Annotated in this window: 18 protein-coding genes; 10 read left to right on the top strand and 8 right to left on the bottom strand. The window is 68.1% G+C overall.

Annotation, left to right across the window (positions count from 1 at the left end; genetic code table 11):
* Positions 1-39: 39 nt before the first annotated feature.
* Genes atuC through ACYJSS_RS10175 form a run of 3 tightly spaced genes read right to left on the bottom strand, consistent with a single transcriptional unit; the run spans position 40 to position 4,330 of the window.
* Positions 40-1,656 carry a geranyl-CoA carboxylase subunit beta gene (atuC, locus tag ACYJSS_RS10185; protein ID WP_111262389.1) on the bottom strand — a complete coding sequence of 539 codons (1,617 nt, stop codon included), beginning with the start codon at positions 1,654-1,656 and terminating at the stop codon, positions 40-42.
* Positions 1,657-1,659: 3 nt separating this feature from the next.
* Entirely contained in the window at positions 1,660-2,529 is an 870-nt protein-coding gene (locus ACYJSS_RS10180) for an SDR family oxidoreductase (RefSeq protein ID WP_111262388.1), read from the bottom strand.
* 7 nt (positions 2,530-2,536) lie between these two features.
* Positions 2,537-4,330: an acyclic terpene utilization AtuA family protein gene (locus tag ACYJSS_RS10175; protein WP_111262387.1), complete on the bottom strand. Its 1,794-nt coding sequence runs from the start codon at positions 4,328-4,330 to the stop codon at positions 2,537-2,539.
* Between the two features lie 209 nt (positions 4,331-4,539).
* On the opposite strand from ACYJSS_RS10175, the gene ACYJSS_RS10170 reads away from it, so the two are divergent.
* The 3 genes from ACYJSS_RS10170 to ACYJSS_RS10160 all read left to right on the top strand — a co-directional run bounded on the left by ACYJSS_RS10170 (position 4,540) and on the right by ACYJSS_RS10160 (position 6,908).
* Positions 4,540-5,163, top strand: a complete 624-nt coding sequence (locus ACYJSS_RS10170; RefSeq protein ID WP_197970226.1) for a TetR/AcrR family transcriptional regulator — start codon at positions 4,540-4,542, stop codon at positions 5,161-5,163.
* Positions 5,164-5,217: 54 nt separating this feature from the next.
* Positions 5,218-6,012 (top strand): substrate-binding periplasmic protein, encoded by a 795-nt coding sequence (locus ACYJSS_RS10165; RefSeq protein ID WP_111262386.1) that lies wholly within the window; start codon positions 5,218-5,220, stop codon positions 6,010-6,012.
* Positions 6,013-6,122: 110 nt separating this feature from the next.
* Complete coding sequence (locus ACYJSS_RS10160) at positions 6,123-6,908, top strand: substrate-binding periplasmic protein (RefSeq protein ID WP_371921705.1); 786 nt, start codon at positions 6,123-6,125, stop codon at positions 6,906-6,908.
* Here the strand turns inward: ACYJSS_RS10160 and ACYJSS_RS10155 are convergent.
* The 5 genes from ACYJSS_RS10155 to eat all read right to left on the bottom strand — a co-directional run bounded on the left by ACYJSS_RS10155 (position 6,859) and on the right by eat (position 12,127).
* Complete coding sequence (locus ACYJSS_RS10155; RefSeq protein WP_236205766.1) at positions 6,859-7,617, bottom strand: CPBP family intramembrane glutamic endopeptidase; 759 nt, start codon at positions 7,615-7,617, stop codon at positions 6,859-6,861. The two genes, ACYJSS_RS10160 and ACYJSS_RS10155, sit on opposite strands and share 50 nt — an antisense overlap.
* A 49-nt stretch (positions 7,618-7,666) precedes the next feature.
* Positions 7,667-7,834: a DUF2897 family protein gene (locus ACYJSS_RS10150; RefSeq protein WP_111262384.1), complete on the bottom strand. Its 168-nt coding sequence runs from the start codon at positions 7,832-7,834 to the stop codon at positions 7,667-7,669.
* Between the two features lie 694 nt (positions 7,835-8,528).
* A complete protein-coding gene (gene eutC / locus ACYJSS_RS10145) occupies positions 8,529-9,284 on the bottom strand; it encodes an ethanolamine ammonia-lyase subunit EutC (protein ID WP_236206478.1) in 756 nt (251 codons plus the stop codon).
* On the bottom strand, positions 9,284-10,675 hold the full coding sequence (locus ACYJSS_RS10140) for an ethanolamine ammonia-lyase subunit EutB (RefSeq protein WP_111261387.1): 1,392 nt from the start codon (positions 10,673-10,675) through the stop codon (positions 9,284-9,286). Before ACYJSS_RS10140 ends, eutC begins: the two co-directional genes overlap by 1 nt.
* 81 nt (positions 10,676-10,756) lie before the next feature.
* Complete coding sequence (eat, locus tag ACYJSS_RS10135) at positions 10,757-12,127, bottom strand: ethanolamine permease (protein ID WP_236206477.1); 1,371 nt, start codon at positions 12,125-12,127, stop codon at positions 10,757-10,759.
* Between the two features lie 1,027 nt (positions 12,128-13,154).
* Here eat and ACYJSS_RS10130 point away from each other — a divergent pair.
* The 7 genes from ACYJSS_RS10130 (at position 13,155) to glsB (ending at position 22,386) form a co-directional block, all read left to right on the top strand.
* Complete coding sequence (locus ACYJSS_RS10130; protein ID WP_021220384.1) at positions 13,155-13,244, top strand: K(+)-transporting ATPase subunit F; 90 nt, start codon at positions 13,155-13,157, stop codon at positions 13,242-13,244.
* 8 nt (positions 13,245-13,252) lie between these two features.
* Positions 13,253-14,950: a potassium-transporting ATPase subunit KdpA gene (gene kdpA, locus ACYJSS_RS10125; protein WP_111261389.1), complete on the top strand. Its 1,698-nt coding sequence runs from the start codon at positions 13,253-13,255 to the stop codon at positions 14,948-14,950.
* An 11-nt stretch (positions 14,951-14,961) separates the two neighbouring features.
* Positions 14,962-17,019 (top strand): potassium-transporting ATPase subunit KdpB, encoded by a 2,058-nt coding sequence (kdpB, locus tag ACYJSS_RS10120; RefSeq protein WP_021220382.1) that lies wholly within the window; start codon positions 14,962-14,964, stop codon positions 17,017-17,019.
* A gap of 48 nt (positions 17,020-17,067) precedes the next feature.
* Positions 17,068-17,619 carry a potassium-transporting ATPase subunit KdpC gene (kdpC, locus tag ACYJSS_RS10115; RefSeq protein WP_021220381.1) on the top strand — a complete coding sequence of 184 codons (552 nt, stop codon included), beginning with the start codon at positions 17,068-17,070 and terminating at the stop codon, positions 17,617-17,619.
* Positions 17,616-20,282 carry a sensor histidine kinase gene (locus ACYJSS_RS10110; protein ID WP_111261390.1) on the top strand — a complete coding sequence of 889 codons (2,667 nt, stop codon included), beginning with the start codon at positions 17,616-17,618 and terminating at the stop codon, positions 20,280-20,282. The genes kdpC and ACYJSS_RS10110 overlap by 4 nt, the downstream gene beginning before the upstream one ends.
* 123 nt (positions 20,283-20,405) lie before the next feature.
* Positions 20,406-21,098, top strand: coding sequence for a response regulator (locus ACYJSS_RS10105; RefSeq protein WP_111261457.1), 693 nt, complete (start codon positions 20,406-20,408; stop codon positions 21,096-21,098).
* Positions 21,099-21,477: 379 nt separating this feature from the next.
* The gene (glsB, locus tag ACYJSS_RS10100) at positions 21,478-22,386 is read left to right on the top strand and encodes a glutaminase B (RefSeq protein ID WP_111261391.1); all 909 of its coding nucleotides are present in this window, start codon (positions 21,478-21,480) and stop codon (positions 22,384-22,386) included.
* Position 22,387: the final 1 nt, after the last annotated feature.

Here is a 22,387-nt window from a genome sequence, read left to right as displayed (position 1 = left end):
TCCTCTTGGGGTGCGTCGTGCGCACCGTGATCGTTCGGTTCAGAAACGGGCGACGCCGAAACTGTTGGCTTTCAGCGGTCGCCGCTGGGCTTCCGCGCAGATGTCCAGCAGGTAGCCCAGCAACTGGCGGCTGTCGCGGGGGTCGATCAGGCCGTCGTCCCAGAGGCTGGCGGTGCCGTAGAGCGCGGTGGACTGGCTGTCGAGCTTCTGCGCGGTGACCTGTTCGAGCATGTCGAGCATCTTCGGGTCGGCTTCCTTGCCCTCCTTGGCGTGCTTCTCCTCGGTGACGATGCGCAGCACCTTGCCGGCCTGGGCGCCGCCCATCACGGCGGTGCGGCTGTTGGGCCAGGCGAAGATGAAGCGCGGGTCCAGCCCGCGGCCGCACATGGCGTAGTTGCCGGCGCCGTAGGAGCCGCCCACCACCAGGGTGAGCTTGGGCACGGTGGCGTTGGCCACCGCCTGGATCATCTTCGAGCCGTGCTTGATCACCCCCAGCTGTTCCGACTCGGTGCCGACCATGAAGCCGGTGGTGTTGTGCAGGAACAGGATGGGCGTGTTGCTCTGCTCGCAAAGCTGGATGAACTGCGCCGCCTTGGCGGCGCCGCGCGGGGTGATCGGGCCGTTGTTGCCGATCAGGCCGCAGGGCTGGCCCTCGATGCGCAGGTGGCCGCAGACGGTCTGGCTGTCGAACTCGTTCTTGAAGTCGAGGAACTCCGAGCCGTCGGCGATGCGCGCGACGATCTCGCGCACGTCGTAGGGCTTCTTCGGATCGGCCGGCACCAGGCCCAGCAGGTCGCTGGCCGGGTACAGCGGCTCGCGCCACTGGCGCTGCTCACGCGGCGGCAACTGGGCGTTCCACGGCAGCATGGCGAGGATGTCGCGGGCGATGCGCAGGGCGTCGGCGTCGTTCTCCGCCAGGTACTCGGCGGTGCCGGCGACCTGGGCGTGCATCTCGGCACCGCCCAGCTCCTCGTCCGTGGCCACCTCACCGGTGGCGGCCTTGAGCAGGGGCGGGCCGGCGAGGAACATCTTGGCCTTGCCGCGTACCACCACCACATAGTCCGAGAGGCCCGGCTGGTAGGCCCCGCCGGCGGTGCTGGAGCCGTGCACCACGGTGATCTGCGGCAGGCCCATGGCGGACATGCGCGCCTGGTTGGCGAAGCCGCGCGCACCTTCGACGAAGATCTCCGCCGCGTAGTTGAGGTTGGCGCCGCCGCTCTCGGTCAGGGCGATCACCGGCAGCTTGTTCTCGAAGGCGATCTGCTGCAGGCGCAGGGTTTTCTTCAGGCCGGTGGGGGAGATGGTGCCGCCCTTGATGGCGCTGTTGCTGGCGGTGACCAGGCAGCGCACCCCGGCCACGTAGCCGATGCCGGCGATGATGCCGCCGCCGGCCTGGGTGCCGTCCTTGTCGTCATGCAGCTTGTAGCCGGCCAGCGACGAGAGCTCGAGGAAGGGCGCCCCGGGGTCAAGCAGCAGGTTGAGGCGCTCGCGGGGCAGCAGCTGGCCACGCTTCTCGAACTTGGGCTTGGCCTCGAAGGCCTTGTCCAGGACCTTGCGCTCGACATCGCGGAAGCTGTCGATGGCGGCGAGCATGGCCTGGCGGTTGCGGGCGAACTCTTCGCCCTGGGTGTCCAGTTCGGAGTGGATGACGGCCATGGCTTACTCCTCGTCCTTGAACACGGCGGGCATGTAGGCCCGGTGGAAACCGTTGTAGGACTCGCTGGCGCGGGCCTTGCCCAGGGTCCAGGCGCGGGTGCCCTGGCTGGCGGCGCCGTCGATGCGGATGGTGTTGCCGCTGATGAAGTTGGCGCCGGGGGTGAGCAGGAAGACGATGGCGGCCGCCACCTCGGATTCGGTGCCGATGCGCTGCAGCGGGACGTGGTCCTTGAGGGAGCGGATCATCGACTTCATGGATTCAGGGTAGGTGTCCATGCCGCTAGAGGCGATCCAGCCCGGCGCCACGGCGTTGACCCGCACCCCGGCGTGGCCCCACTCGTAGGCGGCGGTCTTGGTGAAGTTCTCCATGCCGGCGCGGGCGGCGCCGGAGTGGCCCATGCCGGGCATGCCGCCCCACATGTCGGCGAGCATGTTGACGATGCTGCCGCCGGTCTTGCTCATGCTCTGCAGGAAGACCTCCTTGGCCACCAGGAAGCCGCCCACCAGGTTGGTGCGCACCACGGTCTCGAAGCCCTTCTGGTTGATGCCGATGAGCGGCGCGGGGAACTGGCCGCCGGCGTTGTTGACCAGGTGGTGGATGGGGCCGCGCTCGGCCACCACGGCCTTGACCATGGCCTTGACCGCTTCTTCGTCGCGGATGTCGCAGGCCTGCCAGCTGGCGCTGCCGCCGTCCTCGATGATCTCGCCGGCGGTGGCTTCGAGCTTTTCCGCCTTGCGCCCCACCAGCACCACGTGGGCGCCGAGGTGGGCGAGCTCGTGGGCCACGCAGCGGCCGATGCCGCTGCCGCCGCCGGTGACGAGGATGGTCTGGCCGCTGAACAGGCCGGGTTTGAACACGGAATCGTAGGCCATCGCGTGCTTATCCTTTCAGGCTGTCGGCCAGGGCGCGGGGCACCGGGACCGGGAATTCGAGCAGTTGCTGGGCGAAGGCCTTGCCTTGCGGGTCGATGCGCAGGCTGGCGACGCCACCGCCGCCCAGGGCGTTCTCCAGGAGGAAGTTGAGGCTGTGGCTGCCAGGCAGGTACCAGCGCGCCACGCGGCCGATCTGCGGGTCGAGCACATGGCCCATCCAGTCGACCACCGCCTCGGGGGTCAGCGCCTCGGCGATCCAGGGCAGGTAGTCGCTCTGGCGCGCCATGACGCCGATGTTGCTGTGGTTGCCCTTGTCGCCGGAGCGCGCCACGGCCAGCTTCACCAGCGGCACGCTGGCCTCTGCCGGGCCCTGGGGCGCGGGCGGGGCGATGTCGTCGGCCAGGCTGGCGGCGTCGAAGGCTTCCAGCACGGGCAGGGCCACGGGGTGGCGTTCGCCGGCCAGTTCCACGTCCAGGTCGCAGGCGGCCTTGTCCACCAGGAAGGAGAACAGGCGGATCACCGGGTACACGGTCGGGCGCCCGCCGACGATGCCGGTGAGGCCCGGCGCCATGCCGGTGGCGGCCTGGGCGATCTCGCGGGAGAAGAGGATCAGTGCTTCCTTCTTGGCGTGGCGCACGGCCAGCTTGACCACGATCTCGCGGCTGTCCTGCCTCCGGCCGTGCGGCCCGTAGGTGGCCTCGCTGCCGAGCAGCTCGATGCTCACCTCGCGGTAGGGGCCCCAGCCGCGTGCGGCGAAGATCTCCTCGGTCTTGGCGATGATGGCGCGGCTCACGCGGTCGGCCTTCTTCACCGCGTCGATGCCGGCGATCAGGCAGCTGGCGGTGCAGCGGAAGCCGTCCGGGTGGGTGGCACTGACCTTGTACTGGTCGGTGGGCGGCAGGCCATGGGCACCCTCGACGCTGACGCGGTGCTCGCCGACCTGGGCCAGGCGCACCCGGGTGAAGTCGCAGACCACATCCGGCAGCAGGTAGGCACGGGGGTCGCCGATCTCGTAGAGCATCTGCTCGCCGACGGTGAAGGGCGTCACCAGGCCGCCGGTGCCGGCGGGCTTGGTCACGGTGAAGCGGCCATCGGCCTCGACTTCGACGATGGGGAAGCCGATGTGCTCGTAGTCGGGCACCTGCTCCCAGTCGGTGAAGTTGCCACCGGTGCACTGGGCGCCGCATTCGATGATGTGGCCGGCGAGGGCGGCCTGGGCCAGGCGGTCGTAGTCGTTCCAGCTCCACTTGAATTCATGCACCAGGGCGGCGCTGACCACCGCGCTGTCCACCACCCGGCCGGTGATGACGATATCGGCGCCTTGCTCCAGCGCGGCGACGATGCCCGGCGCGCCGAGGTAGGCGTTGACCGAGACGCACATGGGCGGCAGCGGCGCGCCGCTGAACATCTCGGTGACGCCGGCCTTGGCCAGGGCGGGGAGCTTGGGTTGCAGGTTGTCGCCATGCAGCACGGCGATCTTCAGGGTGACGCCGGCCTTCTCGCAGGCGGCGGCGAGGGCGGCTGCGCAGGCCTGGGGATTGACCCCGCCGGCGTTGCTGATCACCCGGATGCGTTTATCGGCGATGGCCGGCAGCAGTGGCGCCAGGACCTCGACGAAGTCGGTGGCGTAGCCCTCGTCGGGCTTCTTCATGCGAGCGCCGGCGAGGATCGACATGGTGATCTCCGCCAGGTAGTCGAATACCAGGTAATCCAGCGGCGCACCGTTCACCAGCTGTGCGGCTGCGGTGGAGGTATCGCCCCAGAAGGCGGAGGCGCAACCGATGCGTACGGTTCTAGTCATTGTTCGGGCCCGTATCACTCGAAGGAGGTGTTGGTGACATTACCAAGCAAGCGCTTGGTTGAAAAGTATGCCCGAGCAGTTTTTTACCCAAGCGCTTGCTTGGGCGGCGGGTGCAGCATAGATTTCACGAATCAAGACAGAGACTTGCGCCCCATTCTTAAGTTGGATGGGCAAGCGCCGTGCAGCCGAGGTAGTGGGGATAGATGAGCCTGGACGACCAAAAAGCCCAAGAAGTGATGCGCGAACTGGTGGCCACCGGGCAGGTGACCGATCCCGAGAGCGCCCGCGGCAAGCTGCTGCAGACCGCCGCTCACCTGTTCCGCAGCAAGGGCTACGAACGCACCACGGTGCGCGACCTGGCCGGCGCCGTGGGCATCCAGTCGGGCAGCATCTTCCATCACTTCAAGAGCAAGGACGAAATCCTCCGCTCGGTGATGGAGGAGACCATCCTCTACAACACCGCGCTGATGAAGGCCTCCCTGGCCGATGCGACCAACCTGCGCGAACGGGTGCTGGCGCTGATCCGCTGCGAGCTGCAATCGATCATGGGTGGCACCGGCGAGGCGATGGCGGTGCTGGTCTACGAATGGCGCTCGCTGTCGGAGGAGGGCCAGCGCTACATCCTCGAGCTGCGCGATGCCTATGAGCTGCTCTGGCTGGATGTGCTGGGCGAGGCCAAGGCCCAGGGCTACTTCAATGCCGATCCCTTCATCCTGCGGCGCTTCCTCACCGGCGCGCTGTCCTGGACCACCACCTGGTTCCGCCCCGAGGGCGCGATGTCCCTCGACCAGCTCTGCGAGGAAGCCTTGTCGCTGGTGATCAAGGAAGTCTGAAGGCCCTTGAGCTAGTCTTGCCAGCGTGCGGGTTTCCTCTTCTCCGGGGCTTCGATGTCTGCCGTTCGGCTTGTGTTTTCGGGTGTTGTACTGCTTGCGTTGTGCCTTTGCTGCACCAGCGCGTCAGCGGCACGGCCCCGGGAAATACTGGTCGGCGGCTACCACTTCCCGCCCTACCTGATAAAGCCCGAAGAGCAGGGCCAGGGCCTGGTTCCCGACCTGGTGGCGCAGCTCAACCGGCTCCAGGGGCGGTTCCACTTCAGCATCGTGCCCACGTCGGCCGCTCGCCGTTACCGCGATCTGGAGCAGGGCCGCTATGACCTGATGCTGTTCGAGGACCCGGACTGGGGCTGGAACGGCGTGCGCTACCAGGGCATCGACATGCGCACCTCCGACGCCGAGGTCTACATCGCACGCAAACAGCCGGGGCGCGGGCAGGCTTTTTTCGATGACCTGGCCGGCAAGCGCCTGGCGCTCTACAGCGGCTATCACTACGGTTTCGCCGGCTTCAATGCCGATCCCGAGTACCTCTTCAAACGCTTCTCCGCCACGCTGACCTACTCCCACGACAGCAATCTGCTAATGGTTTTGCACGGTCGTGCCGATATAGCCGTGGTCACGCGCTCCTACCTGGATCTGTTGTTCGCCAGGGAGCCGGCGCTGCGCGACAACCTGCTGGTTTCCCGTCGGATCGATCAGGAATACCATCTGCACGCGATGCTGCGTCCGGATGCGCCGATCACCCGCGATGAGATGGCCGGCTTGCTCCAGAACTTGCAGGACGACGAGGCATTCCAACGGCTGCTGGCCAAGTACCAGCTGACGTTCAAGAAAAACGACCGACGATGAACGAGCGGCGCGATATCGGGGACACCATGGTTTTTGCATCAGCCTGCCAGGCAGGCCTTCGCTACGGATCGGCGAGATGGGGATTTAGGGATTCTTTCTGCCATGCACTGTTGGCCGTGCTGTTTCTGGCCGCTTGTGGCAGCGCCCAGGCGACCGAGCTGGTGCGGGTCGGCGGCGCGCACTTTCCACCCTATGTGATCAAGCCCGAGTCCGCCGAGGCCACCGGCCTGCTGCCGGAGTTGCTGGCGGCGCTCAACGGTCAACAGCACGAGTTCGAATTCGTCATGCTGCCGACGGCCATCCCCCGGCGCTTTCGCGACTTCCAGGCCGGTCGCATCGACATGGCGGTGTTCGAGAACCCCGACTGGGGCTGGCAGGACATCCCCGGCGCGCGCATCGACATGGGCCTGGAGGATGCCGAGGTGTTCGTCGCCCAACGACGCGTCTCCCGTGACCAGGAGTACTTCCGCACCCTGGTGGACAAGCGCCTGGCGCTCTACAGCGGCTATCACTATGGGTTCGCCGGCTTCGATGCCGACCCCGAGTACCTGACCCGCGAATTCAACGCGCTGATGACCTATTCCCACGACAGCAACCTGCTGATGGTGCTGCGGGGCAGGGCGGACATCGCCCTGGTCACCCGGTCCTACCTGGGCATGTACCTGGAGAAGAACCCCGATCAGGCCGGGCAGTTCCTGGTGTCCACCCGTGTCGACCAGCATTACCGTCACTACGCGCTGCTGCGCCCCGGCGCGCCGATCAGCCCCGAACGCTTCACCGCGCTGCTGGAGCAATTGCGCGCCAAGGGCGACCTGCAACGCATCTTCGGGCGCTACCAGATCCAGGTCAGCCCAGCTTCACTGGATAGCTCAGCATTGCCAGATGGCAGAGATTGACCGCCAGGTGCAGCGCGATCGCCACCCCCAGTCGCCCGCTGAAGTGGAAGGCCAGCCCGTAACCCAGGCCTGCCACGGCTGCCACGGCCGCGAACAGCGGGCTGAACGGCAGGTGCACCGCGCCGAACAGCAGGGCGGTGATCGCCACCCCTGCCGACGCGCCCAGGCGTGACACCAGCGCGCTCTGCAGCAGGGCGCGGAACAGCAATTCCTCCGCCAGCACCACCGCCAGCAGGTTGACCGGCAGCCAGCGCCACACCAGCTCCGGCCATTTCGGCATCCAGTCCACCAGGCCAAGCCCCAGGGCCAGCACCGGCACCGCCAGCAGCGTGGCCACCGCTGTCAGCGCCGTGGCGCGCCAGCGAGCCGCCATCACCTGCGGCGGTCGGCCCAGCCACCAGGCCAGCAGCGTCATGCCCACCAGCGTCTTGTCCCAGGACAGGCGCAGCGCGTAGAGCGGCGCGTCGGCACTCAGGCGCAGCGGCTCGGCCAGCGGCAGGGGCGAGAACCCGGGGACCAGATGCGCGGCGAAGGCGATGCTGCCCAGCAGGGTGACGGGGAACCACAGGCGCGCCGGGAGTTTCGGCGCGGCCAGGACCCAGAAGGCATAGGCCAGCCCGCAGGCCAGCCCGTTAGTGGACAGCTGCCCGAAGCCGTGGCCCAGGGCGAGGGTGAAGAGCGGAAGCAGGATCTGCAGATGGAGCGGCATGGCACCTCCTTGTAGCGGTGCCGCACTGTAACCGCCGAGCGGGCGGGTGTCAGCGCTCCTTGGCTTCCTTGGCATCCATCTCGGCATTGCGTTCATGGATGCGCTTGAGCTGCTCCTCGGTCAGGGGCAGTTTCTTTGCCGTGTCGCGCAGCATCATCAGGCCGCCGACTATGGAGCCGATGGCGAGAATCAGGATCAACCAGGCATACCAGGGCATGGGAATCTCCTTCGAGGTGGGGCCGCTACTGTAATTCGAACGCGCCGCGCTTGCCGCGTTCCCTTGGCGACCGATGATTGCTTGCACGACCGATCGCGAATGAATTCCCACGAAGAGCGGGCGAATGAATTGGCTCTGTCTGCGTTAAGTGTTGCTAGAAGAATTGAGCCCTGCTGATTGCCGAGCTCTGGTGATGTTTCTGGTTTCGCCCCCCGGGCGAGTCTCTTTTGGCAGTCGCCCCAAAAGAAACCAAAAGGGCTTGCCCCATCATCCGGCCCCGGCTTCGCCGGGGTTCCCTCACTCCATCGTCGCTCTGGGGGCCGGCGCGATGGGCCATCCATGGCCTGGCGCGCCTCTCGCGGCATCCATGCCGCTCGTCCCCCGGCGCAACGACTGCGTTCGGCCTCCTGGAGGGGCGTTGGCGGCTGCTCCAACTTCTTCGTCCAGCGCATCGCCACGTGGTGCGCACGGGCTTTCGTAGGATGGTGTAGAGCGAAGCGAAACCCATGGGGTGGCGGTGGCGCGAACCCTTGGGCGCCCGGAAAGCACCGTGCTTGAGCGCTTGCATCAAAACCACAACAGCTAACGCAGACAGAGCCAATGAATTCGCCCCTACAGGAAGCCGCCAGGACTGCGTGCGCACACCCTGTTCTCCAGATCCAGCGACGCGGGCCGGGCAGGTGGGGGGGCCGCCTTAGTCCAGTTGCGCCACCGGCTGCAGGTTGCTGTCGTCCTTCAGGCTCACCCCGGACAGCTGCAGGCGCAGCGCCTCGCGGGCCAGGTAGTCGAGCTTGATCGCCGCCAGGGCATAGGGCAGCCCCTCGGGGCGCACGTTGGAGATGCAGTTGCGTTCGCTGTCCATGCGCCCGACGCGGGGCTGGTAGGTGAGGTACAGGCCCAGGCTGTCCGGCGAGGTGAGGCCCGGGCGCTCGCCGATCAGCACCGCCACCAGTTGCGCCCGCAGCGCTTCGCCGATGCCATCGCCGATGGCCACCCGACCCTGTTCGGCCAGCACCACCGGGGTATTGGCCCAATCGGTGGAAAAACGTTCGCGGAAGGCTTCCAGCAGGGGCAGGGCATGGCGCTGCACGGCGATGGAGGAAAGCCCGTCGGCGATCACCACCGCCAGCTCCGGTGCCGGGGCCTCGGCCTGCAGGCGGGCCTGGCAGTCGTCGTGCAGGCGGCGGCCGCGGTCCGGGCGCAGCAGGTAGGCCTGGCGGTCCTCGGCGTCGCTGCGCACCTGCAGGGTGCGGAAACCGGCGGCCTTGAGCTGCGTGTCGAGGGCGGCGAAATCCAGCGGGTGGTGCACCGCGTCGCGGGCCTGGGCGTGGGCCAGGCCGAAGCGCAGCACCTCGGCGGTGGGCAGGCTGGAGCCGACGCGGCCGAGGGCGATGCGTGCGGAGGTGTGGGCACGGAGTTCGTCCCAGGGGTTGTGCTGCACCAGTTTCATCAGGCGGCTCCCAGTCGTGGCAGGTCCTTGAGCAGGGCGTGGCCCTTGCCGATCTCGCGCAGGCGCCCGGAGGGCTCGGTGATGGCCATGCGCAGCAGCCAGTCCTCGTACTCCGGCGCGCGCTTCAGGCCCAGCACGGAGCGCAGGTAGAGGGCGTCGTGGAAGGAGGTGCTCTGGTAGTTGAGCATGATGTCGTCGGCACCGGGGATGCCCATGATGAAGGTGATGCCCGCTGCGCCCAGCAGGGTCAGCAGGGTGTCCATGTCGTCCTGGTCGGCTTCGGCGTGGTTGGTGTAGCAGACGTCGCAGCCCATGGGCACGCCGAGGAGCTTGGCGCAGAAATGGTCCTCCAGCCCGGCACGGATGATCTGCTTGCCGTCGTAGAGGTACTCCGGGCCGATGAAGCCGACCACGGTGTTGGTCAGCAGCGGGCGGAACTCCCGGGCCACCGCATAGGCGCGCACTTCGCAGGTCTGCTGGTCGACGCCGTGGTGGCCGCCGGCGGAGAGGGCGCTGCCCTGGCCGGTCTCGAAGTACATGACGTTGTCGCCCAGGCTGCCGCGCCCCAGCGAAAGCGCCGCTTCGTGGGCTTCCTTGAGGATGGCCAGGGAGACGCCGAAGCTCGAGTTGGTCTTCTCGGTGCCGGCGATGGACTGGAACACCAGGTCGATGGGCGCGCCGGCCTCGATGGCCTGGATCTGCGTGGTGACGTGGGTGAGCACGCAGCTCTGCATGGGAATGGCGAAGTGCTCGCGCACCTCGTCCATCATCTGCCACAGGCGCATCAGGGTCGGCAGCGAGTCGCTGGCCGGGTTGATGCCCACCACCGCGTCGCCCGAGCCGTAGAGCAGGCCGTCGAGCATGCTGGCGGCGATGCCGCGCACGTCGTCCGTGGGGTGGTTGGGCTGCAGGCGCACCGAGAGGTGGCCCGGCAGGCCGATGGTGTTGCGGAAGCGGGTGACCACGCGGCATTTCTTCGCTACCAGGATCAGGTCCTGGTTGCGCATCAGCTTGCTCACCGCGGCGACCATCTCCGGGGTCAGGCCCCAGCGCACGGCCTCCAGGGCGGCGGAATCGGTGCTGTCGAGCAGCAGCCAGTCGCGCAGGTCGCCCACGGTCAGGTGGCTGATGGGGGCGAAGGCGGCGGTGTCGTGGCGGTCGATGATCAGCCGGGTGACCTCGTCCTCCTCGTAGGGGATCAGCGCCTCGTCGAGAAAGCGCTTGAGCGGCACCTCGGCCAGGGCCAGCTTGGCGGCCATGCGTTCTTCATAGGTGGCGGCGGCGACCCCGGCCAGGTAGTCGCCCGAGCGGGCGGGGCTGGCCTTGGCCAGCAGGGTCTTGAGGTCGGCGAAGCGGTAGACCTGGGCGCCGACTGTGGTCTGGTAAGGCATCACGGCCTCCGGCGGTTGCAACGGGGCAGAAAAGACGAGGCCCGGCGGACCGGGCCTCGCGGGTTCAGCATAGAGGCTTTGTCAGGCGGCATCACCTGTCAGCAATGCATCGGCCGGCGCGTTGGCGCGGTGGTGGGCGGTGAACTGGAACCAGACGAAACCGACCGCCATGAAGCCGAGGAAGATCAGGCCGATGGTGGTGTTGAACCAGGCCATGGCGATCAGGCACACCACCGCCAGCACCAGGGCGATGCCCGGGACGATCGGGTAGCCCGGCGCGCGGAAGGTGCGCTCCAGGTTCGGCTCGCTCTTACGCAGCTTGAACAGGCTGAGCATGCTCATGATGTACATCACGATGGCGCCGAACACGCTCATGGTGATCATCGCGGCGGTCAGGCTCATGCCCTGCAGGTTGATCAGGCCGTCGCTGTAGATCGCGGCGATGCCCACCAGGCCACCGGCGATGATGGCGCGGTGCGGGGTCTGGAAGCGCGACAGCTTGGCCAGGCCACGGGGCAGGTAGCCGGCGCGGGCCAGGGCGAAGAACTGCCGCGAGTAGCCGAGGATGATGCCGTGGAAGCTGGCCACCAGGCCGAACAGGCCGATCCACACCAGCATGTGCAGCCAGCCGGAGTTCTCGCCCACCTCGGCCTTCATGGCCTGGGGCAGCGGGTCGTTGATGTTCGACAGTTGGGTCCAGTCGCCCACGCCGCCGGCGAAGATCATCACGCCCATGGCCAGGCTCACCAGGGTGAGGATGCCGGCGATATAGGCCTTGGGAATCGTGCGTTTCGGGTCCTTGGCTTCCTCGGCGGCCATGGCCGCGCCCTCGATGGCGAGGAAGAACCAGATGGCGAAGGGGATGGCGGCGAAGATGCCGGAGATGGCCGCGCCGCCGAACTCGTTGCTGCCGGCCCAGCCATTGAGCACGAAGTTGCTGAAGCTGAAGCCCGGCGCCACCACGCCCATGAACACCAGCAGCTCCGCTACGGCGAGCACGGTGACCACCAGTTCGAAGGTGGCGGCGATGCTGACGCCGAGGATGTTCAGGGTCATGAACACGAAGTAGGCACCGACCGCCGCGTGCTTGGGATCGAGCCCGGGGAACTGCACGTTGAGGTAGGCGCCGATGGCCATGGCGATGGCCGGCGGGGCGAAGACGAACTCGATCAGGGTGGCGAGGCCGGCCACCAGCCCGCCTTTCTCGCCGAAGGCGCGACGGCTGTAGGCGAAGGGTCCGCCGGCGTGGGGGATGGCGGTGGTCAGCTCGGTGAAGCTGAAGATGAAGCAGGTGTACATGGCCGCGACGATCAGCGCGGTCACCAGGAACCCGAGGGTCCCCGCCACGCCCCAGCCGTAGCTCCAGCCGAAGTATTCGCCGGAAATCACCAGGCCGACGGCGATGCCCCAGAGGTGCAGGGTGCCGAGGGTCGGCTTGAGTTGCAGGGTCATAAAGCCTCCATGGATGGAATGAACGCAGACGAGGCTGTGTTTGCAGTGCCCATGCCAGGTCCCCGAACGGCGTCGCAAAGTCCCGTGAAACGTCGTTTGCGGGATGCTTCGCGACCTGATCGCCGCCGTTCGTGACTCGCAATGGTGCGCGCAAGGGATGTAACCAATCGTTTCGGTGCACTGGTCTAGGCCAGTGTGACGGTTGTGTGACTGCTACATGGCGGCTACCCGGTAACCCTGTAGGGACGAATTCATTGGCTCTGTCTGCGTTAGCTGTTGTGGTTTTAATGCAAGCGCTCAAGCACGGTGCTTTCCGGGCACCAAAGTATTTCTGCCACCGCCACCGCATGGGTTTCGCTTCGCTCTACGCCATCCTACGAAAGCCGCCGCTACGTGCACGTTGGGTTGGTGCGCACATCAATGTGTGGATTTGAGCGAAGAAAGTTGGAGCAGCCGCCAACGCCCCTCCAGGAGGCCGAACGCAGTCGTTGCGCCGGGGGACGAGCGGCATGGATGCCGCGAGAGGCGCGCCAGGCCATGGATGGCCCATCGCGCCGGCCCCCGATAGCGACGATGGAGTGAGGGAACCCCGGCGAAGCCGGGGCCGGATGATGGGGCAAGTTTTTTGGTTCCTTTTCACCGGGCTGGCGTTCCAGCGATTGGAAAAGGGACTCGCCCGGGAGGGCGAAACCAGAAACATCACCAGAGCTCGGCAATCAGCTGGACTCAAATCCTCTAGCAACATTCGCCCGAGGGTACGGAGCGATCCTCCGGCTGGGAGGTGTTTGCAGGGGCAGCATGGGTTTCGCTTCGCTCTACCCATCCTACGGACTCGCCATCATTCGTAGGATGGGTAGAGCTCCGCGAAACCCATCGATGCAGGCATGCCAGGTCCCCGGGAGACCAGGAAAATCGCGTTCTTTACGCTTTCTTTATGCCCCGTCCCGGGTCCCCGTCTCGTCCCTTTACGCCCCTGATGCCGAGAATTCCTCCAAAGCGGCGCAGTCCGCATACCGGAGCAACAGTCATGAGCATTCTCGACGGGTTGTCCCTGGCAATGGCCACGGGGCTTTTCATCTACTTGCTGGTCGCGCTGCTGCGCGCCGAACGCAGCTAGGGGGCGTCATGCAAGTACAGGACTATGGGCTGATTCTGGCCTTCTTCGTGCTGGTGCTGGTGCCAGCGCCTTTCATCGGCCGCTTCATCCACCGCGCGATGGAGGGGCAGCGCACCTTCCTCACGCCGCTCTTCGCTCCCGTCGAGCGTTTCTGCTACCGCATCGCCGGGGTCGATCCCCATAGCGAGCAGGACTGGAAGACCTACACCGTCGCGCTGCTGCTGTTCAACGCAGCCGGCCTGGCGCTGCTGTTCGCCATCCTCATGCTGCAGGGCATGCTGCCGCTCAACCCGCAGAAGCTGCCGGGCCTGGAATGGACCCTGGCGTTCAACACCGCCGTGAGCTTCGTCACCAACACCAACTGGCAGGCCTACAGCGGCGAGGCGAGCCTGAGCTATTTCAGCCAGATGGTCGGTCTGGGTGTGCAGAACTTCGTCAGCGCCGCCGTCGGCCTCTGCGTGCTGGTGGCCCTGGCGCGTGGCATCAGCCGTCGCAGCACCGACAAGCTCGGCAACTTCTGGGTCGACCTGACCCGCGGCACGCTCTACGCGCTGCTGCCGCTGTGCCTGCTGCTGGCGCTGTTCCTGGTCTGGCAGGGCGTGCCGCAGACCTTCCTCGACTACGTCAGCGTCCACACCCTGGCCGGCACCGACCAGGTGGTCCCGCTCGGCCCGGCGGCCAGCCAGATCGCCATCAAGCAACTGGGCACCAACGGGGGTGGTTTCTTCGGCGTCAACTCCGCGCACCCGTTCGAGAACCCCAGCGCCTGGAGCAACCTGCTGGAAATGGCGTCGATCATCCTGATCCCCGCCGCCCTGGTGTTCACCTTCGGCCACTACGTCAAGGATCTGCGCCAGAGCCGCGCGCTGCTGGCGACCATGCTGATCCTGTTCGTCATCGGCCTGGGCGTGACCCTGTACAGCGAGTTCCAGCCCAACCCGGCCCTGGCCGCTCTGCCCATCGAGCAGTCCGGTTCCCTGGAGGGCAAGGAGAGCCGCCTCGGCATCACCGCCTCGGCACTCTGGGCGGTGACCACCACGGCTGCGTCCAACGGCTCGGTGAACTCGATGCACGACAGCTTCAGCGCCATCGGCGGGATGATCCCGATGTTCAACATGATGCTCGGCGAGGTGATCTTCGGCGGCGTCGGCGCGGGCCTCTACGGCATGCTGCTGTTCGTGCTGATCGCCGTGTTCCTCGCCGGCCTGATGATCGGCCGCACCCCTGAATACCTCGGCAAGAAGCTGGAGGCCCGCGAGGTGCGCCTGCTGGTGGCGACCCTGCTGGTGATGCCGATCGGCGTGCTGGTGTTCTGCTCCCTGGCGGTTAGCCTGCCAGGCCCGGCGGCCTCCATCACCAACCCCGGCGCCCACGGTTTCAGCCAGGCGCTGTACGCCTACACCTCGGGCTCCGCCAACAACGGCTCGGCCTTCGCCGGCTTCGGCGCCAACACGCCGTTCCACAACCTCATGATCGGCCTGGCGATGCTCCTCGGCCGCTTCGGCTACATCCTCCCGGTACTGGCCATCGCCGGCAGCCTGGCGGCCAAGCAGCGCGCGCCGGTGGGCGGCAACAGCTTCCCCACCCACGGCCCGCTGTTCGTCACCCTGCTGACCCTGACCATCCTCCTGGTCGGTGGCCTGACCTTCCTCCCGGCATTGGCCCTGGGGCCGATTGCCGAACACCTCGCGCTGATCGGCCTTTAAGGGAGACCCGCATGAACGCCCCTATCCAGGCGCCGAAGAATGGCGCCAAGCAGCAACAACCCCGTACCGCCATCGCCGCGCTGTGGAAGCCGGCGCTGGTGCAGGCCTTCGCCAAGCTCGACCCGCGCCAGCTCAAGCGCTCGCCGGTGATGCTGGTGGTGGAACTGACCGCCGTGGTCACCACGGTGCTGTGCTTCATCCCCAACCCGGCGGTGTCCACCGGCCTGGCGGTGCAGATCGCCCTGTGGCTGTGGTTCACCGTGCTCTTCGCCAACTTCGCCGAGGCCCTCGCCGAAGGCCGTGGCAAGGCCCGCGCCGACAGCCTCAAGGCCGGCAGCCAGGGCCTCAGCGCCCGCCGTCGCGCTGCCTCCGGGCAGTTCGAGACGGTGGCCGCCAGCAGCCTGCGTCGTGGTGACGTGGTGCGCGTCGAGGCCGGCGAGCTGATCCCCGGCGACGGCGAGGTGGTCGAAGGCATCGCCGCGGTCAACGAGGCCGCCATCACCGGCGAATCCGCGCCGGTGATCCGCGAGTCCGGCGGCGACCGCTCGGCGGTCACCGGCAACACCCGCGTGGTCTCCGACTGGCTGCTGGTGAAGATCACCGCCAACCCGGGCGAGTCGACCCTGGACCGGATGATCGCCCTGGTGGAGGGCGCCAAGCGCCAGAAGACCCCCAACGAGGTGGCGCTGGACATCCTGCTGATCGGCCTGACGCTGATCTTCCTGCTGGTGGTCGCCACCCTGCAGCCCTTCGCCCGCTTCGCCGGTGGCGACCTGCCGCTGGTGTACCTGGTGGCGCTGCTGGTGACCCTGATCCCCACCACCATCGGCGGCCTGCTTTCGGCCATCGGCATCGCCGGCATGGACCGCCTGGTGCGCCTCAACGTCATCGCCAAGTCCGGCCGTGCCGTGGAGGCGGCGGGCGACGTGCACGTGCTGCTGCTGGACAAGACCGGCACCATCACCTTCGGCAACCGCCGTTGCAGTGCGCTGGTCAAGGCACCGGGCGTGAGCGGCAAGGAACTGTCCGATGCCGCGCTGCTGGCATCGCTGGCCGACGACACGCCGGAAGGCAAATCCATCGTCGAGTACCTGCGCGCCCTCAGTGCCATGGTCGAGCCGGCTCGCGATGAGGTCACCGCCATCGCCTTCAGTGCCGAGACCCGCCTCTCCGGGGTGGACTGGAACGGCCGCAGCTACCGCAAGGGTGCGGTGGACGCGGTGCTGGCCTGGGTCGGCATGAGCCGTGCCGAGATGCCCGAGCAGCTGTCCCGCGAGATCGACCGGATCGCCCAGAGCGGCGGTACCCCGCTGCTGGTGGCGGCCGATGGCAAGCTGCTGGGCGGCATCCACCTCAAGGACGTGGTCAAGCCCGGCATCCGCGAGCGCTTCGCCGAGCTGCGGCAGATGGGCATCCGCACCGTGATGGTCACCGGCGACAACCCGCTGACCGCCGCCGCCATCGCCGCCGAGGCAGGTGTGGACGACGTGATCGCCGAGGCCACGCCGGAGAAGAAGCTGGCGCGCATCCGCCAGGAACAGGGCGAGGGCAAGATGGTCGCCATGTGCGGTGACGGCGCCAACGACGCCCCGGCGCTGGCCCAGGCCGACGTCGGCCTGGCGATGAACGACGGCACCCAGGCCGCCCGCGAGGCCGCCAACCTGGTGGACCTGGATTCCGACCCGACCAAGCTGCTGGACGTGGTGCAGGTGGGCAAGGAGCTGCTGGTGACCCGTGGGGCACTGACGACCTTCTCGGTGGCCAACGACGTGGCCAAGTACTTCGCCATCCTCCCGGCCCTGTTCGCCGGCATCTACCCGCAGCTGGGCGTGCTCAACCTGATGCAGCTGCACAGCCCGCAGAGCGCCATCCTCTCGGCCATCGTGTTCAACGCGCTGATCATCATCGCGCTGATCCCCCTGGCCCTGCGCGGGGTGCGCGTGCAAGCCGCCGACGCCGCCAGCCTGCTGCGCCGCAACCTGCTGATCTACGGCCTGGGCGGGCTGGTGGCGCCCTTCATCGGCATCAAGCTGATCGACATCCTGCTCACCGCCCTGCACCTGGTCTGACGCCTTTCCCCTCTCCACGGAGAGGGGACTTAATCCGAGGAACTGAATATGCTTACGCAACTCCGTCCCGCCCTGAGCCTGCTGGCCCTGATGACCCTGATAACCGGCGTTGCCTACCCGCTGTCCGTCACCGCTGTCGCGCAACTGGCCTTCCCGGCGCAGGCCAACGGCAGCCTGGTGCGCGACGCCAAGGGCGATGCACGCGGCAGCCTGCTGCTGGCGCAGCAGGTGGAGGGGGCCCAGTGGTTCCAGCCACGCCCCTCGGCCGGTGGCTACGCCACGGTCGCCAGCGGTGCCAGCAACCTGGCCCCGAGCAACCCGGCGCTGGCCGAGCGCATCGCCAAGGACGCCGCCGAGCTGGGCGCGCTGGGGCAGGGCCCGGTGCCCATGGCCCTGGTCACCACTTCCGGCAGCGGCCTCGATCCGCACCTGCCGCTGGCCGCTGCGCGCTACCAGATCCCGCGCATCGCCGAGGCGCGGGGCATTCCTGCCGCGACCCTGGAGCGCCTGGTGGAACAGCAGGCCGAGCGCCCGCTGATCGGGCCTGCGGTGGTCAACGTGTTCGCCCTCAACCTGCGACTGAACGAGATGCCTGAATGAGTGATGCCGGCCGTGCCGATGCGTTGTTGGCCGAACTGCCGCGCGAGGGGCGCGGCCGGCTGAAGGTCTTCCTCGGCGCCGCACCGGGCGTGGGCAAGACCTTCGCCATGTTGCAAGCCGCCCAGGCGCAGTTGCGCCAGGGCGTCGACCTGCGTGTCGGCGTGGTCGAGACACACGGCCGCGCCGAGACCGAGGCGATGCTCACCGGGCTGCCCCAGCAGCCGCTGCGGCGCCTGGAATATCGGGGCGTGCCGCTGACCGAGATGGACCTGGACGGCATCCTCGCCGCGCCGCCGAAGCTGGTGCTGGTGGACGAGCTGGCCCACAGCAACGCCCCCGGCAGCCGCCACGCCAAGCGCTGGCAGGACGTGCAGGAGCTGCTCGCGGCCGGCATCGACGTCTACACCACCGTCAACGTCCAGCACCTGGAAGCCCTCAACGACCAGGTGTTCGACATCACCGGCGTGCAGGTGCGCGAGACCCTGCCGGACTGGGTGCTGCAGGAGTCCGACGAGATCCTCCTCGTCGACCTGCCGCCCCGCGAGCTGCTGGAGCGCCTGCGCGAGGGCAAGGTCTACGTGCCCGAGCAGGCCCGCGCGGCCATCGACGCCTTCTTCTCCCAGACCAACCTCACCGCCCTGCGCGAGCTGGCCATGCAGACCGCTGCCGCGCGGGTCGATGCCGATCTCAACCGCCGCTACCGCCAGCAGGGCCAGGAGGCGCCGACGGTGCGTGGCCGCCTGCTGGTGGGCGTGGACGGCAGCGAGCAGGCCGAGCGCCTGGTGCGCCACGCCTGCCGCGTGGCCGAGCGCCGCCACCTGCCCTGGAGCCTGGTGCACGTGGACACCGGCGGCACCCAGAGCGAGGAGGCCCGTACGCGCCTGCAGGCGGCCCAGCAACTGGCCGAGCGCCTGGGTGGCGAAGTGGTGACCCTGCGCGCCGAGGGCGTGGCCAGCACCCTGATCGAACACGCCAACGAGCGCCGCGCCAGCCTGCTGCTGGTGGGCCGCAGCCGCCAGCGCCTGCGCCGTCGCTGGCTCGGGCGTGGGGTGGCGGAGCGCCTGCTGCGCCAGGCCGAGGGGCTGGAGATCAGCGTGCTGGACACGGACGCCGACGCGAGCGCCCCCAGCGCCCGGTCGCGTCACCCGGTGCCCCTGGCCGACTACGGCATGGCCCTGGGCGCCGCGCTGGCGGCCACTGCCCTGGCCTGGGGCGCCTACCAGGTGCTGGCGCTGCCGAACATCTCCCTGGTGTTCCTCGCCGCCGTATTGCTGGTGGCGGTGCGCAGCAGCCTGGGCCCGGCACTGCTCTGTGCCGGTGTATCGTTCCTGGCCTACGACTTCCTGTTCATCCCACCGACCTTCTCCCTGACCATCGCCCGCCAGGAAGACGTGCTGACCCTGCTGTTCTTCCTGCTGATGGCCGGGCTCACCGGCAACCTGGCCTCGCGCCAGCGCCGCCAGTTGCAGGCCCTGCGTGCCACCCAGACGGAAACCACCGCGCTGCTCGACCTCTCGCGCAAGCTCACCGCCGCCACCGACCGCCAGGCCGTGCTCAGCGTCGCGGCACAGCAGTTCATCCCCTGGACCGACGTCGAGGTGTGCCTGCTGGCGCGCAGCCGTGACGGCGTGTGGAAGGTCGAGGCCGGCGTGCAGCGCCTGCTGGCCGACCAGGAGCGTGCGGCGGCGGAGTGGTCCTGGCAGCACGATCAGGTAGCCGGGCTCGGCACCGGCACCCTGCCCAGCGGGCGCTGGTGGTGGCTGCCGCTTTCCGGCGAGGAGGGCCCGCTGGCGTTGCTCGGGGTCAGCCCGCGCGACGGTGCACCGTTGCCCGCCGAACGCCGCCGTTTGCTGTCCGCCCTTGGCCAACCCCTGGCCCAGGCGCTGGCACGCGCGCAGCTCGCCGAGGACCTGGAGGCTGCGCGCCTGCATGGCGAGACCGAACAGCTGCGCAGCGCGCTGCTGGCCTCCGTGTCCCACGACCTGCGCACGCCGCTGACCGCCATGCGCGGCTCCATCGACAGCCTGTTGGCCCTGGGCGAGGCGATCCCCCTGGAGGACCGCCGCGAGCTGCTGGAAGGCACACGGGATGAGGCCGAGCGCCTCGACCGCTACATTCAGAACCTGCTGGACATGACCCGCCTCGGCCACGGCGGCCTGAAGCTGGCCCGCGACTGGGTCGCCCCGGTGGACATCGTCGCCAGCGCGCTGCAGCGCCTGCGTCCGGTGCTGGCGCCGCTGAAGGTGGAAACCGAACTGCCCACCGAGTTGCCCCTGCTCTACGTCCACGCCGCACTGATCGAGCAGGCGCTGGTCAACGTGCTGGAGAACGCCGCGCGCTTCTCGCCGACCCAGGGCCGCCTGCGCGTGGCGGTGACGGCCGACACCGAGGAGCTGCGCTTCGCCGTCAGCGACCAGGGGCCCGGCATCCCGGCCGCGGAGCGGGAGAAGATCTTCGACATGTTCTACACCGCCGCCCGTGGCGACCGGGGCGGGCAGGGCACCGGCCTGGGCCTGGCCATCTGCCAGGGGATGGTCGGCGCCCACGGTGGCCGGGTGACGGTGGGCGAGGGGCTGGACGGCAAGGGCACCACGCTCACCCTGCACCTGCCGCTGCACCCGCAGCCGGTGCTGGAGGAGGAGGCGAGTGATGGCCCGCTGTAGGGGCGAATCCATTCGCCGTGCGGGCCCCAGGACCGCCGCGTGCGACCCGGTGCGGCGTTGCCGCCCTGGGCGAATGAGTTCGCCCCAACACGATGCGGTAGCCAACGGATGTCGAAGGACAAGATGACGACCAACCAACCGACCCTACTGGTCATCGACGACGAAACCCAGATCCGCAAGTTCCTGCGCATCAGCCTCGCGGCCCAGGGCTACAAGGTGCTGGAGGCCGCCAACGGCACCGAAGGCCTGGCCCAGGCGGCCCTGGCGCGGCCGGACCTGGTGGTGCTCGACCTGGGCCTGCCGGACATGGACGGCAAGACGGTGCTGGCCGAGCTGCGCGAGTGGTCGACGGTGCCGGTGCTGGTGCTTTCCGTGCGCGCCAGCGAAGGCGAGAAGGTGCTGGCCCTGGACGGCGGCGCCAACGACTACGTGACCAAGCCCTTCAGCGTGCAGGAGTTCCTCGCCCGCGTACGCGTGCTGCTGCGCCAGGCCGGTGGCGGCGAGCAGCAGGAGGCCGTGGTCGAAAGCGGCCCGCTGAGCGTCGACTTCGCCTACCGCCGGGTGACCCTGGACGGCGCCGAGGTGGCGCTGACCCGCAAGGAATACGCGGTACTCGCCCAACTGGCGCGGCACCTGGGACGGGTGGTGACCCAGCAGCAACTGCTCAAGGACATCTGGGGCCCGACCCATGTCGAGGACACCCACTACCTGCGGGTGGTGGTCGGCCACCTGCGGCAGAAGCTCGGCGACGACCCGACCGAGCCGCGCTTCATCGTCACCGAGGCTGGGGTCGGCTATCGCCTGCGCGAGGGCTAGCAGGATTCACTTCATAGGTTGGCGCCGAGCCTGCAAGGCCCAGCGCCGCGAGGCAGTGCCCCCACCGATGAGGCCCCACTTGCGTGGGAGCGAGCTCTGCTCGCGAAGCTTCACGACGGGCACGATGACGGACGCTGCGTAGAGTGGATGGCGCTTCTTGCATCCACCAATCGGCGCTTCACCTCACGCATTCCCTGAGGGCGAACGCCTTGTCGAGCCCGCTTCAGCCCACTGCTCCGCTTCGACGGTGCCTTTGCCGCCTGGCCCACCTTCACCCCCCATTGCGAGCTGCACCTCATCTGCCTGTGTTGCGCGGCGCGAATCCGTCGTCTAGCGCTTAATCCAGGCGCCTGGCGCCATTCGTTGCCGGAAGGAAGACATGCAACAACTGCTCGACGAGATCCTCGATGAAGTCCGCCCGCTGATCGGGCAGGGCAAGGTGGCCAGCTACATCCCGGCACTGGCCGGGGTGCCGGCGAACCAACTGGGCATTGCGGTGTACAGCAATGAGGGCCAGCTCTATTGCGCCGGTGACGGGCGCACGCCGTTTTCCATCCAGAGTATTTCCAAGGTCTTCAGCCTGGTGCAGGCGATCCAGCATTCGGGCGAGGACATCTGGCAGCGCCTGGGCCACGAGCCGTCGGGGCAGCCGTTCAATTCCCTGGTGCAGCTGGAGTTCGAGCGCGGTGTGCCGCGCAACCCCTTCATCAACGCCGGGGCCTTGGTGATCTGCGACATCAACCAGTCGCGTTTCGCCGCGCCGGCGCTGTCGATGCGCGATTTCGTGCGGCGCCTGAGTGCCAACCGCGACGTGGTGGCGGACGAGGTGGTGGCGCGCTCGGAGTACCAGCACCGCGCGCGCAACGCCGCGGCGGCCTACCTGATGCAGTCCTTCGGCAACTTCCACAACGATGTCGAGGCCGTGCTGCGCAGCTACTTCCACCACTGTGCGTTGCGCATGAGCTGCGCGGACCTGGCCCTGGCCTTCAGCTTCCTGGCCAACGAGGGGGTGAGCCCGCACAGCGGCGAGGCGGTGCTGAGCGGGCGGCAGACCAAGCAGGTCAACGCGCTGATGGCCACCAGCGGCCTGTACGACGAGGCCGGCAACTTCGCCTACCGGGTCGGGCTGCCCGGCAAGAGCGGGGTGGGGGGCGGCATAGTCGCCGTGGTGCCGGGGCGCTTCACCGTCTGCGTGTGGTCGCCGGAGCTCAATGCGTCCGGCAATTCGGTGGCGGGCATGGCGGCGCTGGAGAAGCTCTCCGAGCGCATCGACTGGTCGATCTTCTGAC

The sequence above is a fragment of the Pseudomonas sp. No.21 genome (genome assembly GCF_054558415.1).
The sequence above is the reverse complement of the archived record's forward strand: the minus strand, read 5'-3'. Positions and strand labels throughout refer to the sequence as shown.

Bases quoted from the DNA above. Each gene is read 5' to 3' on its own strand.
- kdpB (WP_021220382.1), top strand. From the start codon at position 14,962: ATGAACGCCCCTATCCAGGCGCCGAAGAATGGCGCCAAGCAGCAACAA.
- ACYJSS_RS10150 (WP_111262384.1), bottom strand. From the start codon at position 7,834: ATGCCCTGGTATGCCTGGTTGATCCTGATTCTCGCCATCGGCTCCATA.
- ACYJSS_RS10105 (WP_111261457.1), top strand. From the start codon at position 20,406: ATGACGACCAACCAACCGACCCTACTGGTCATCGACGACGAAACCCAG.
- ACYJSS_RS10110 (WP_111261390.1), top strand. From the start codon at position 17,616: ATGAGTGATGCCGGCCGTGCCGATGCGTTGTTGGCCGAACTGCCGCGC.
- ACYJSS_RS10180 (WP_111262388.1), bottom strand. From the start codon at position 2,529: ATGGCCTACGATTCCGTGTTCAAACCCGGCCTGTTCAGCGGCCAGACC.
- ACYJSS_RS10155 (WP_236205766.1), bottom strand. From the start codon at position 7,617: ATGCCGCTCCATCTGCAGATCCTGCTTCCGCTCTTCACCCTCGCCCTG.
- atuC (WP_111262389.1), bottom strand. From the start codon at position 1,656: ATGGCCGTCATCCACTCCGAACTGGACACCCAGGGCGAAGAGTTCGCC.
- ACYJSS_RS10140 (WP_111261387.1), bottom strand. From the start codon at position 10,675: ATGCCTTACCAGACCACAGTCGGCGCCCAGGTCTACCGCTTCGCCGAC.
- eat (WP_236206477.1), bottom strand. From the start codon at position 12,127: ATGACCCTGCAACTCAAGCCGACCCTCGGCACCCTGCACCTCTGGGGC.
- ACYJSS_RS10130 (WP_021220384.1), top strand. From the start codon at position 13,155: ATGAGCATTCTCGACGGGTTGTCCCTGGCAATGGCCACGGGGCTTTTC.
- kdpC (WP_021220381.1), top strand. From the start codon at position 17,068: ATGCTTACGCAACTCCGTCCCGCCCTGAGCCTGCTGGCCCTGATGACC.
- glsB (WP_111261391.1), top strand. From the start codon at position 21,478: ATGCAACAACTGCTCGACGAGATCCTCGATGAAGTCCGCCCGCTGATC.
- ACYJSS_RS10165 (WP_111262386.1), top strand. From the start codon at position 5,218: ATGTCTGCCGTTCGGCTTGTGTTTTCGGGTGTTGTACTGCTTGCGTTG.
- kdpA (WP_111261389.1), top strand. From the start codon at position 13,253: ATGCAAGTACAGGACTATGGGCTGATTCTGGCCTTCTTCGTGCTGGTG.
- eutC (WP_236206478.1), bottom strand. From the start codon at position 9,284: ATGAAACTGGTGCAGCACAACCCCTGGGACGAACTCCGTGCCCACACC.
- ACYJSS_RS10175 (WP_111262387.1), bottom strand. From the start codon at position 4,330: ATGACTAGAACCGTACGCATCGGTTGCGCCTCCGCCTTCTGGGGCGAT.